The sequence below is a fragment of the Streptomyces sp. NPDC057543 genome, from assembly GCF_042801895.1.
In the GTDB taxonomy this organism is placed as follows: Bacteria; Actinomycetota; Actinomycetes; order Streptomycetales; family Streptomycetaceae; genus Streptomyces.
Genome location: NZ_JBHVFF010000295.1, coordinates 1 through 10,612 on the forward strand (window position 1 = coordinate 1; position 10,612 = coordinate 10,612).

10 protein-coding genes are annotated in these 10,612 nt (G+C 69.5%); 6 read left to right on the forward strand and 4 right to left on the reverse strand.

The annotated features are described in order from the left end of the window. Positions 1 to 610 (forward strand): universal stress protein (locus ACFU8Q_RS34015; RefSeq protein WP_384461748.1); only part of this gene is annotated, 610 nt, incomplete at its 5' end. A gap of 166 nt (positions 611 to 776) precedes the next feature. Here the strand turns inward: ACFU8Q_RS34015 and ACFU8Q_RS34020 are convergent. Then, on the reverse strand, positions 777 to 2,000 hold the full coding sequence (locus ACFU8Q_RS34020) for a saccharopine dehydrogenase family protein (RefSeq protein WP_384461751.1): 1,224 nt from the start codon (positions 1,998 to 2,000) through the stop codon (positions 777 to 779). A 130-nt stretch (positions 2,001 to 2,130) separates the two neighbouring features. On the opposite strand from ACFU8Q_RS34020, the gene ACFU8Q_RS34025 reads away from it, so the two are divergent. Continuing rightward, complete coding sequence (locus ACFU8Q_RS34025; protein WP_384461753.1) at positions 2,131 to 2,859, forward strand: TetR/AcrR family transcriptional regulator; 729 nt, start codon at positions 2,131 to 2,133, stop codon at positions 2,857 to 2,859. A 21-nt stretch (positions 2,860 to 2,880) separates the two neighbouring features. Here the strand turns inward: ACFU8Q_RS34025 and ACFU8Q_RS34030 are convergent, their stop codons facing one another. The 3 genes from ACFU8Q_RS34030 to ACFU8Q_RS34040 all read right to left on the reverse strand — a co-directional run bounded on the left by ACFU8Q_RS34030 (position 2,881) and on the right by ACFU8Q_RS34040 (position 5,275). Then, positions 2,881 to 4,224 (reverse strand): hypothetical protein, encoded by a 1,344-nt coding sequence (locus ACFU8Q_RS34030; protein WP_384461756.1) that lies wholly within the window; start codon positions 4,222 to 4,224, stop codon positions 2,881 to 2,883. A 67-nt stretch (positions 4,225 to 4,291) separates the two neighbouring features. Next, positions 4,292 to 4,516, reverse strand: coding sequence for a hypothetical protein (locus ACFU8Q_RS34035; RefSeq protein ID WP_384461759.1), 225 nt, complete (start codon positions 4,514 to 4,516; stop codon positions 4,292 to 4,294). 24 nt (positions 4,517 to 4,540) lie between these two features. Continuing rightward, a complete protein-coding gene (locus ACFU8Q_RS34040; RefSeq protein ID WP_384461762.1) occupies positions 4,541 to 5,275 on the reverse strand; it encodes a carbonic anhydrase in 735 nt (244 codons plus the stop codon). A gap of 393 nt (positions 5,276 to 5,668) precedes the next feature. Here ACFU8Q_RS34040 and ACFU8Q_RS34045 point away from each other — a divergent pair, with 393 nt between their 5' ends. The 4 genes from ACFU8Q_RS34045 to menC all read left to right on the forward strand — a co-directional run bounded on the left by ACFU8Q_RS34045 (position 5,669) and on the right by menC (position 10,322). Then, positions 5,669 to 7,144, forward strand: a complete 1,476-nt coding sequence (locus ACFU8Q_RS34045) for an amidohydrolase family protein (protein WP_384461765.1) — start codon at positions 5,669 to 5,671, stop codon at positions 7,142 to 7,144. After that, on the forward strand, positions 7,141 to 8,292 hold the full coding sequence (locus tag ACFU8Q_RS34050; protein ID WP_384461768.1) for a M20 family metallopeptidase: 1,152 nt from the start codon (positions 7,141 to 7,143) through the stop codon (positions 8,290 to 8,292). Before ACFU8Q_RS34045 ends, ACFU8Q_RS34050 begins: the two co-directional genes overlap by 4 nt. A gap of 243 nt (positions 8,293 to 8,535) precedes the next feature. After that, positions 8,536 to 9,219: a GNAT family N-acetyltransferase gene (locus tag ACFU8Q_RS34055; RefSeq protein WP_384461771.1), complete on the forward strand. Its 684-nt coding sequence runs from the start codon at positions 8,536 to 8,538 to the stop codon at positions 9,217 to 9,219. After that, a complete protein-coding gene (gene menC, locus ACFU8Q_RS34060) occupies positions 9,216 to 10,322 on the forward strand; it encodes an o-succinylbenzoate synthase (protein WP_384461774.1) in 1,107 nt (368 codons plus the stop codon). The genes ACFU8Q_RS34055 and menC overlap by 4 nt, the downstream gene beginning before the upstream one ends. The last annotated feature ends 290 nt before the right edge of the window (positions 10,323 to 10,612 follow it).

Here is a 10,612-nt window from a genome sequence, read left to right on the forward strand (position 1 = left end):
GAACGCGCTGCTGCTGGCGGCAGCGGAATCAGAGATGACCGTGCTCGGTTCGCGCGGGCTGCTGCCCGTCGAGAGCTATTTTCTCGGCGACATCAGCATGCCCGTCGTGGCGCGGGCCGAGGGGCCGGTGGTTCTGGTGCGCGCCGAAACGAGTGAACGGGGGCCGCAACCCGCTCCAGCTGTGGAAGGCGGCGTCGTGGTAGCACTGAAACTGCACGGCCCCTGCGACGACCTGCTCGAATTCGCCTTCGGCACCGCCGCGGCGCGGGGGGTGCCTCTTCGAGCCGTCCATGGCCAGAGCCTGCCGCTGAGCGCATATGTGCCGTGGGGTGTGGATCACGACGTGACGGAGGAAATCACCCAGGAGGCACGGAAGCACCTCGAGCGGATCCTCCGCCCTTGGCGTGACAAGTTCCCGCTCGTGGAGGTGAGTGACACCATCGCTCTCGAAAGCCCCGCCAGGGCTGTTACAGGGGTTGCTCATGGTGCCGGTCTGCTGGTTGTCGGCCGCCGCAAGCACCGCCCCGCGCTGGCACCACACCTGGGCCCTGTGGCCCAAGCCGCCATTCATCACGCGCGTTGCCCTGTCGCTGTCGTTCCTCACGACTGAGAGGGCGTTACGGTCGTGGTATTGATCGCCGTACAGGCCAAGCCATTCGGCATGTGCATGCTGGGATGCGGGTATGGGGCCGCCGCGCCGGCCCGGAGGACCCGGGACCGGCAGGCACCCCGGGTGACGCGGCGAAGCGGCTTGCCGGTGGTGCCTGGCGGTCGCATCAGTGCTCCTCGCGCATACCCCACGGAGCCCCGTACTCGGTGAGCAGATCGAGGAACGGCCGCGGCGACAGTGCCTCGGGGCCGAGGACGCCGCTGCCCACCCAGGAGCCGTCGGCGATGAGTTCGAGGGCGATCACGGGGTTGATGGCGGTTTGCCAGACCACGGCCTGGGAGCCGTACTCGCGCATCGACCATTCGTTGTCGACTACGTGGTACAGGTACACCTGGCGCGCGGCGCCGTCCTTGGTGCCTTTGACCCAGGTACCCGCGCAGGTCTTGCCCTTCATACGGTCACCCAGGGTGGCCGGGTCGGGGAGGCAGGCGGCGACCACGTCGCGCGGGGACACCTGGACCGGCCCGTCCGCGCTGGGCACGGTGACCTCGGCCGTGGAGTCGAGGCCCAGCTCGTGGAGGGTCTTGAGCTTGGCGATGAAGTCGTCGCCGAGGCCGTACTTGAACGTCACCCGGCGGGCCTCGACCCAGCGCGGTATCAGCAGCACCTCCTCGTGCTCGACGTTCACACATTCCACCGGCCCGATGCCGTCGGGGAAGTCGAAGACCTCCGGCTCGCTGAACGGCGCGGTGGTGAACCAGCCGCGGTCCTTCTCGTAGACCACCGGCGGGTTGAGGCACTCCTCGATGGTGGTCCAGATGCTGAACGAGGGCGCGAAGTCGTAGCCCTCGACGGTGAGGTTGGAGCCGTCGCGCACGCCGATCTCCTCGATGTCGTCGAAGAGTTCGTCGGCGGCATACCGCGCGAAGACGTCCGACAGGCCCGGCTCCACACCCATGCCGACCAGAGCGAGACGGCCGGAGCGGGCCCAGGCGTCGGTCCGGGCGAACTGCTCGTCTCCGAGCTTTACCCCGCACTGCTCGTACGGGGCGGTAGCGTGCGGCGCGGACAGGGACATCGCCATGTCGAGGTAGTGCGTGCCCGCGGCGAGCGCGGCGTTGAACAGCAGCATCACGAACCGTGGGTCGGTCGCGTTCAGCAATACGTCGCAGCGCTCCTCGACCAGGACCCGGCGCACCGCGTCCTGGTCGGAGGCGTCGAGGCGGCGCGCGCTGAACCGGCCGCCATGCTCGGCCAGTTCGGCGACGGCGGCCTCGGCGCGGGCCAGATCGTAGTCGGCGACGACCATGTGGGTCAGGAAGTCGCGGCGGGCAGCGATACGGGTGACGGCGGTTCCGACGCCGCCGGCACCTACGAGAAGTACGCGCATGTCACACACCCTTTCGTCGAGTTCATCGGTTCATTGGGGCAGCCCCACGGGCGAGCGCCCCGGCGTGCCTCAATGGAACGCGACGGCGTCATTTAAGGTCTACGGCGTTGGCATAAGAGATGGAGGCGTGATGCCGAAGAAGGTGGTGCCGGAGACGGCGCGGCGTAGGCGGCGGCCGACCCGGCAGGGCACGGTGCTGTCGGAGAAGCTGATCGTGGATACCGCGCTGCGTATGCTGCGCGAGCACGGCAGTTCCGGTCTGACCGCGAGGCGCCTGGGCGCTGCGCTCGGCGCCGACCCGAGCACCCTCTACCGGTACTTCGCGGGCCTGGACGGTCTGGCCCGGGCAATCGGCGAGGAGCTGATGAGCCAGGCCCTCGACAGCTGGAGGGCGACGGGGGAGTGGCGTGCCGATCTGCGCGCGCTGGGCCTGGCCATCCACTCCTCCTACCTTGCCCACCCCCAGGCCGCCGTCCTGACGGCCAGCCGGGTCACCGGCCGCCCCCGCGAGATCGAGGTGGACGAGACGATCCTCGGTATCCTGCGCCCAGCGGGCTTCGACGACGTGGACGCCGTCGCTGTCTACCACGCCTTCATAGACCTGGCGCTGGCCTTTGCCGCGCTGGACGCGGGTGCGCTGGCACTCAAGGACGAGGCCAGAGAGGCCGACGAGGAGATGTGGACCTCCACCTATGCCCGGCTGCCCGCCGACACGCACCCGCATATCGCCGCCACCGCGCATCTGCTGGCGGACCGGATGAACCTCAGTGCCTACCCGGTCGTACTCAACATTCTCCTGGACGGGGCGGAGCAGCGGCTGGCCGTCGCACGGAAGCGGGATGACCCCTGCACGGCGTGAGCCCGAACCATCGAGGGCCGATCACCAGTCTCCACCGCCGAAGTCGCCGCCCTCGAAGCCGCCGCCGTCAAAACCACCGCCGAAGTCGCCCGGGTTGAAGTCGGCGCCGGTGAACTCCCCGCCGTCGGGAGCGCTGTCGACGGGCGCTGTGTCGGCGAAGGCGGAGGGTGCGCTGAGGACCGAGCCCAGCATCGTGCCTACGAGCAGGCCGCCGAGCATGCTGCCCGTGCCGCCGAAGTAGCCACCCGCCCAAGGTGCGTATGAGGGTCCGGCATTCCAGTAGGGCTGGGAACCATGGGCGGTCCGCACCTGACGGGCCATCGGCTCCTGCCCGGCCGCCAAGAGGTCGGCGTCAGCCTCACAGGCCGGTACGTTGCGCGGCATGCCGTGGGGCGGAGCCCACATCGCATCGATGGCTGACGGGCCGTGGCGAGGGTCGAAGAAGCAGGGAGCGCGGCGCTCGGGCACCGGGGCGCCGGCGCGGCGTGCGGCCAGGGTGGCGAGCGCGAACCGGCCCTCTTCCAGGGCTGCGGTCACCGGCTGGACGTCCTGCGGCCTGGCGGCCGCGGACATCAGGTCTTTGGCCTTGTCGTACGTGTCCAGTGCGTGGGTGTAGTCCTGCCGCATCGCGTCGTCGGCCCCGGGCTCCGACGGGTGGAAGTCGAGTCGGTCCAGTTCCTCGCCGAAGGCGGTGATGTCCTCGTCGACGACGACGCGCAGGGCGTCCAGTTCGGCGCGCTCGCGCTTCTTCTTCGAGCGGCGGTACAAGGCGTACCCACCGCCGCCGACCGCCGCGACCGCACCGACAGTGAGCAGCACTGCCGCGCCGCCACTCCCCTCATCGTCCTCGGAACCGCTCCAGGTGGCCGGGGCCTGCCCCTTGGCCTGCTCGGTGGCCTGGTCGACGAAGGCCGCCAGGAGCCCTTCGGGATCCCCGGAATGGGAGCGCTTGACAGCGCCGGTGAGGTTACCGACCGCATTGCGCGACATCACCGAAGAGTCCGCGTTCGCGTTGAAACCGTCGCCGAGGTGGACGGCGTACACCCCGGCGATGCCGACCTGGGTGCGCAGGTCCCGCATCAGAGTCTTGGGAGGGAACTCGGCAGCCTCGGGCAGCACTGCGACGAAGACGGGCTTGCCCGCGTCCTCGATCTTCTTCGCGAGGTCTATGGCGTCGGCCTCGGAGAGCCGTTCCCGGGCGCGCGGATCAACGTACACGGGGCTCTTCTTCAGGGCCTCGGCCACGCTGTCGAGGCCCGTCCCCGCGGCGTGCGCGGGGACGGGCGTAGACATCGCGCAGACCATCAGAGCCAGGGCGGTCAGGGCCGGGCCGAGCCGTGACAGCCCCCGGCGGACGACGGGCATGGGCAGTTCCTCCTCCTGTGGCGGGTTGCATCGCTCATGGTTGCTCAGTTGCGTAATGTAGCAAGTATTATAGAGGGGATGCCCGCTCGATCCCGGTGGCTGTGCTGACACGCTTCAGGGTTTGCCCACTGCGGCGTCCGAGGAGCGTGGGGGCGCCTTGCGCGATGACGAGTGCGGCGATCAGGAGGACGACGCCGAGCAGCGGAGCGCTGTCGACCGGAAGGGTGTAGGCCATGAGTACGCGGGCGCCGGCATCGAGCAGAAAGGCTGTGCCCCAGGCGAGGCGCGTCAACGCGCGTGCGTATCGTTCGGCGGGTCAGGAAGGTGCGCCGGCCAGGACTTCCACCTTGCCGGTGTCGAGATAGTAGTAGGCGCCGACCACGGCAAGGGTGCCCTTTCCCACGAGTGGGGCCAGGTCCTGGTTGGAGCGCAGGTCGGCTGCGGTCAGCTCGACCTGGGCGCGGGCCATGGTCTCGACCGGGTCGGCACCGCCTTCGCGGACCGCCTGCTCGTACGCCGGCCGCAGGGCCTTGGCGATCGCGTCCAGGTTGCCGGGCAACGGTTTGCCGTCACGGATGGACTTGAACGCTGCCTCGACGGCGCCGCAGCGCTGATGCCCGAGAACCACGATGAGCGGAGTGCCACTCGTCGTGGGCCCGTATTCCACGGACCCCGTGACCACCGGACCGATCGCCTCCCCACCTGTACGCATCACGTAGAGGTCACCCAGTCCGGTGTCGAAGAGGAGTTCCGGCGGCACCCGGGAGTCGATGCACGAAAGGACCGCTCCGAAAGGTTCCTGCTTCTGGGCTACGAACTCGCGCCGGTTCGGATCGCGGTCGGGATGTCGCAGGTCTCCGCTCACCCAGCGCTTGTTGCCGTCCATCAGTCTCGCGAGCGCCTCGGCGGGTGTGGCCGGCCGTGCTTCCGGCGAAGTGCTGGTCGCCATCGGGGTGGCGCTCGTCGATGAGCACCCCGCCAGTGCGGCCGAGGCGACCACGAGTCCGCCGGCGAGCAGAGTTCTGCGATCCGGACGTCCCGCTCTGTCCATTTCGGTGGTTCCCCTCAGTCCGCTGAGATACGTCCGTACGTCTTGGCCAAGGCGATTGTTCAGCGCGGTGCGGGAACCCGACCACAGGCGCAAGCGGGCGCGGGCCGCTTTGCCACCGACGGCCCACAGAACCGGCTCGGGCGGCGGCACGAGCAGCACCACGCCGACCGGGCGACCACGCGGGACTTGCAGCCTGTAGGAGCAGGACACAGACCGCTCGCAGACGAGGAGCATCCGGACCGTGCTCCGGGCGTCTGTCCCCGACGGCGGCCGGGGAAGCCTTTTCGTTCACACGGACACACACCTGAGCGCCGGTTCGTCGTACCGAACGAACCGGTAAGCCCACTGGGCTCCTAGGGTCGGGGGGCAGTCGGCGTTCGTAAGGAGACGACCATGCAGACACTGTTGCGAGGCGGCCGAGTCATCGATCCGGCCAAGGGGTTCGACGGGCCGGCCGACGTGCTGGTGGCCGCCGGGAAGGTCATAGCGGTCGGGGCTGGGCTCGAGGCATCGCCGGGCACGGCCGTGGTCGATCTCACCGGACTCATCCTCGGGCCGGGATTCATCGATCTGCACAGCCACGTTCACTCGATCGCCGGGCAACGGTTGCAGGCGATGGACGGGGTGACCACGGCGCTCGACCTGGAGGCCGGGCTGATGCCAGTCGAACGTGCCTACGCCGAGGCGGCCGCGGCGGGACGCCCGCTCCACTACGGCTTTTCCGCTTCCTGGGGCGGCGCCCGGGCGCAGGTACTCGCCGGCATCGCGCCCGACGCCCGCATCGAGTCGGGGCTGGCGGTGCTGGGCAACCCGCGTTGGCAGCGGTCCTCGTCCCCGCGCGAACTGGCTGCCTGGCTGTCCCTCCTGGAGGGCGAACTGGCCGGTGGCGCGCTCGGCATCGGGGTCCTGATGGGCTACGCGCCCAAAACGGAGCCCGCGGAGTTCCTCGCCGTCGCGCGCCTGGCGGCGAAGGCGGGGGTACCGACGTTCACCCACGTCCGTGAGTTGGTCGAGATGGATCCGGACACCCCAGTTGACGGGGCCATGGAGATCGCCATCGCTGCTGCCGAGACCGGCGCGGCGATGCACCACTGCCACGTGAACAGCACCTCCGGTCGGCACGTCGACCGGGTGCTCGGCGCGCTTGAGGAGTCGCGGCGGGCGGGTTCGCGGGTGACGGTGGAAGCGTATCCGTACGGAGCGGGCAGTACGGCGGTCGGCGCGGCGTTCATCGCTCCGGAGCGGCTGCGTCTGAAGGGCCTGGGCCCGACGAGCGTCATCATGCTCGAAACGGGCGAGCGGATCGCCGACGAGGCCCGTCTGCATCAGCTGCGCAAGCAGGACCCGGGAGCGCCCTGTCTCCTTGAGTTCCTCGACGAGCGCGACCCTCGCAGCCGTGCGCTGATGCAGCAGGCGCTCGCTTTCCCGGACGCCGTCGTCGCCAGCGACGCGATGCCGGTGTTCTGGCCCGACGGCAGCCACGACAGCACTGTGTGGCCCCTGCCCCCCGGTGGATCGACGCACCCGCGTACTGCGGGGACCTTCGCCAAGACACTGCGCCTGATGGTGCGCGAGAGCGGTGCCTGGACCTGGCTGGAGGCGTTCCGGCGGTGCTCCTACCTGCCGGCGCGGATCCTCGACGACGTCGCGCCGGCCGCTCGCGCGAAGGGCCACCTCGGTGTCGGGGCCGACGCCGACTTCGTGGTGCTCGATCCGCAGACGGTCACCGACACCGCCACGTACGCCGATCCAACGCGGCTCTCCCGGGGTGTCCGGCACCTGTACGTCGCCGGGGTGCCCGTGGTCTCGGACGGTGTTCTGCGGACCGACGCCTTCCCCGGAAGGGCGCTGCGGGGGGAGCCGCGGTGAGGACGCCGGACGTCAGCTCTCTGCTCGCCGATATCGAGGCCCTGGTGTGCTGTGAATCGCCGTCAAAGGACCACGACGCGCTCACGCACAGTGCCGCGGCAGTGGCCGCGGTCGGCCGGCGCCTGCTGGGCGCGGACCCTGAATACCTCGTGACCGACGGGTGCACCCACCTGCGCTGGCGGTTCGGTGACGGCCCGCCCCGCGTACTGCTGCTGGGACACCACGACACGGTCTGGCCAGTGGGCTCGCTTCGAACGCACCCGTACTCCGTGCGTGACGGCGTGCTGCGCGGCCCTGGCTGCTTCGACATGAAGGCGGGAATAGTGATGGCGTTGCACGCTGCCGCAGCCCTCCCGCAGCGTGAAGGGCTTGCGATCCTGATCACTGGGGACGAGGAGATCGGTTCGCCTCGGTCACGGCCGCTGATCGAGGAGGAGGCCCGCAGCTGCGACGCGGTGTTCGTCCTTGAGGCTTCGGCCGAGGGCGGCGGGCTCAAGTGCCGCCGCAAGGGCGCTTCCCTGTACCGGATCGAGGTCGAAGGCCGCGCCGCGCACTCCGGGCTGGAGCCTGACAAGGGTGTGAACGCGGGGGTGGAGATCGCGCACCAGATCCTCACCGTGGCCGGCCTGGCCGACGCCGCACTCGGGACGACCGTCGTGCCGACGGTCCTCTCGGCCGGCACGACGGCCAACACCGTGCCGGCCGCCGCTCAGGTGGCGGTCGACGTACGGGCATGGGACCAGGCGGAGCAGGAACGCGTCGACCGGGCCCTGCGTGCCTTGCGACCTGCGCTGCCTGGCGCGCGCGTTCACATCACGGGCGGGATCAACCGGCCGCCGCTGGACTCCGCCGCGTCCAGCGAACTGTTCGCTCTCGCGGACTCACTCACACCAGATCTCGGATTCGGGCCGCTCATTGCCGCGGCGGTCGGTGGCGCCTCGGACGGAAACTTCACGGCGGGACTGGGGATTCCGACGCTCGACGGCCTTGGCGCGGTGGGCGGCGGAGCACACGCCGACGATGAACACGTCGTCGTCGCAGAGCTGCCGCAACGCACCGCGCTGCTCACGGCTCTCGCACAGGCCGTTCTGGCCCGCCGAACTTCAGAGAACGACGACGAAAGGGCCGGAAGTGCAAGCCATCCGTGACACGACCAAGGCCACCGGAAGGGCGTCGCGGTGACTGATCCCGTTACGAATCTGCCCGATCGCACACTGCGGTCGGTGCAGACCGAGGCCGACATAACTGCGGCAGCGTCAGCCTCGGCTTCGGGAGTGACGGTCCGCGAGCTGACCGAGGTCCCCGACCTGACCGCAGTCTCCACGCTTTTTCGATCCATCTGGCAATCGGAGCCCGGCAGCCAACCGGTGACAACAGAGCTGCTGAGAGCGATGACCGCAGCAGGAAACTACGTGTCCGGCGCGTTCGACGGCGACGAACTCCTCGGCGCTTGCTTCGGATTCTTCGGCGAGCCCGCCCGCGGATCCCTGCACAGCCACATCGCCGGCGTCGCCCACAAAGGGCTCGGACGTGGGCTCGGCTTCGCTCTCAAACTGCACCAACGCGCCTGGGCGCTGCGCCACGAGGCCGGCACCATCTCCTGGACGTTCGACCCCCTGGTATGCCGCAACGCCCACTTCAACATGACGAAACTGGCTGCCCGCCCGGTCCGCTATGAGCCCGACTTCTACGGCCCCATGCATGACGGCATCAACGGCACCAGCGAAACCGACCGCCTCGTGGTCGCGTGGGAGCTCGCCGGTGCACCGGCCCAGGCCGCGTGCCGCGGCGAGCACACGCACACCGACGCGACCGCCCTGCGCGCGCAGGGCGCCGTACTCGCGCTGTCCACCGGAGCAGACGGCCGACCGATACCCGGTCCGTGCGATGCGCCGGTGATCCTCGTGGCCGTGCCGCCCGACATCGAGGCGCTGCGCAGGAGCGACCCGGCGCTCGGCCGGTCGTGGCGCCTCGCGCTCCGAGAGGTTCTGCACGGCTTGATGGCCGACGGAGCAACAGTCTCCGGCTTCGACCGAGCCGGCTGGTACGTACTGGAAAGGAAGCACTCTTCGTGAAGCTCAGTGGCGTGGAACTCCTCCGGATCCGGATGCCGTTGGTGGCACCGTTCCGGACATCATTCGGGACGCAGAACGTACGCGACCTGCTGCTCGTTCGAGTGGTGACCCCGGCCGGCGACGGCTGGGGCGAGTGTGTCGCATTGGCCGACCCCCACTACTCGTCCGAGTACGTCGACGGCGCCGAACACGTCCTGCGCGACTACCTGGTCCCCGCGCTGCTGCGGGCAAAGGAGGTGACCGCGCACCGGGTCGCGCCGCTTCTGGCCCCGATCAAGGGCCACCGAATGGCCAAGGCCGCGCTGGAGATGGCCGTCCTCGACGCCGAGTTGCGCGTGCGGGAAACGTCCTTCGCCGCCGCGCTCGGGTCCACCAGGGACTCCGTTCCGTGCGGAGTCTCTGTCGGCATCATGGACTCGATCCCGCACCTGCTCGACGTCGTCGGCGGATACATCGACGCGGGATACGCGCGGATCAAGCTGAAGATCGAACCCGGCTGGGACATCGAGCCGGTCCGGGCGGTCCGCGAACGCTTCGGCGACGACCTGCTGCTCCAAGTCGACGCGAATACCGCGTACACGCTCTCTGACGTGCCCCAGCTGCAGCGACTCGACCCGTTCGGACTGCTGCTGATCGAGCAGCCGCTGGAGGAGGAGGATGTACGCGGCCACGCCGAGCTGGCCCGGCACATCACCACACCGATCTGCCTGGACGAGTCAATCGTCTCGGCACGCTCGGCCGCCGACGCGATCGCCCTTGGCGCCTGCCGGATCGTGAACATCAAACCCGGCCGGGTCGGCGGCTACCTGGAGGCCCGGCGGGTGCACGACGTTTGCGCCGCGCACGGCGTGCCGGTGTGGTGCGGCGGCATGCTCGAGACCGGGCTGGGCCGGGCCGCCAACGTCGCGCTCGCGTCGCTGCCGGGGTTCACGCTGCCCGGCGACACCTCTGCGTCGGACCGCTTCTACCGCACCGACATCACCGAACCGTTCGTCCTCGACTCCGGACACCTGCCGGTACCGTCCGGGCCCGGCCTCGGTGTGGCTCCGATCCCCGAGGCACTGGCAGAGGTGACCATCGGAAAGGGCTGGCTGAGTTCGTAGGCAGGGATGAAACAGATGCTAGATTCCGTCGAACAGAACCAAAAGAGCCCGGTTTGAGCACGACGTTCAGGTGGAGTTGGCGCCGATGCCTGGAAAGCCACACACGAGTCTGGCGCGCGTGCTCGACGACCTCGGGGACGTGCTACTGGAGCCGGTCGCGGGCATAAATCGCCAATCACAGCACCTCGACGGAGTCGTCATCCACGACCCGCTCGACACCTCTGAGCTGCCCACTGGGGCCGTAGTGCTGTGTGTGGGCGTGCAGGAGCCGGACGATTTCGTCCGGCTCC

Excerpts from the sequence above, each read along its gene's own strand:
- ACFU8Q_RS34045 (WP_384461765.1), top strand. The coding sequence starts at position 5,669 with ATGCAGACACTGTTGCGAGGCGGCCGAGTCATCGATCCGGCCAAGGGG.
- ACFU8Q_RS34040 (WP_384461762.1), bottom strand. The coding sequence starts at position 5,275 with ATGGACAGAGCGGGACGTCCGGATCGCAGAACTCTGCTCGCCGGCGGA.
- ACFU8Q_RS34025 (WP_384461753.1), top strand. The coding sequence starts at position 2,131 with ATGCCGAAGAAGGTGGTGCCGGAGACGGCGCGGCGTAGGCGGCGGCCG.
- ACFU8Q_RS34020 (WP_384461751.1), bottom strand. The coding sequence starts at position 2,000 with ATGCGCGTACTTCTCGTAGGTGCCGGCGGCGTCGGAACCGCCGTCACC.
- ACFU8Q_RS34030 (WP_384461756.1), bottom strand. The coding sequence starts at position 4,224 with ATGCCCGTCGTCCGCCGGGGGCTGTCACGGCTCGGCCCGGCCCTGACC.
- ACFU8Q_RS34055 (WP_384461771.1), top strand. The coding sequence starts at position 8,536 with ATGACCGCAGCAGGAAACTACGTGTCCGGCGCGTTCGACGGCGACGAA.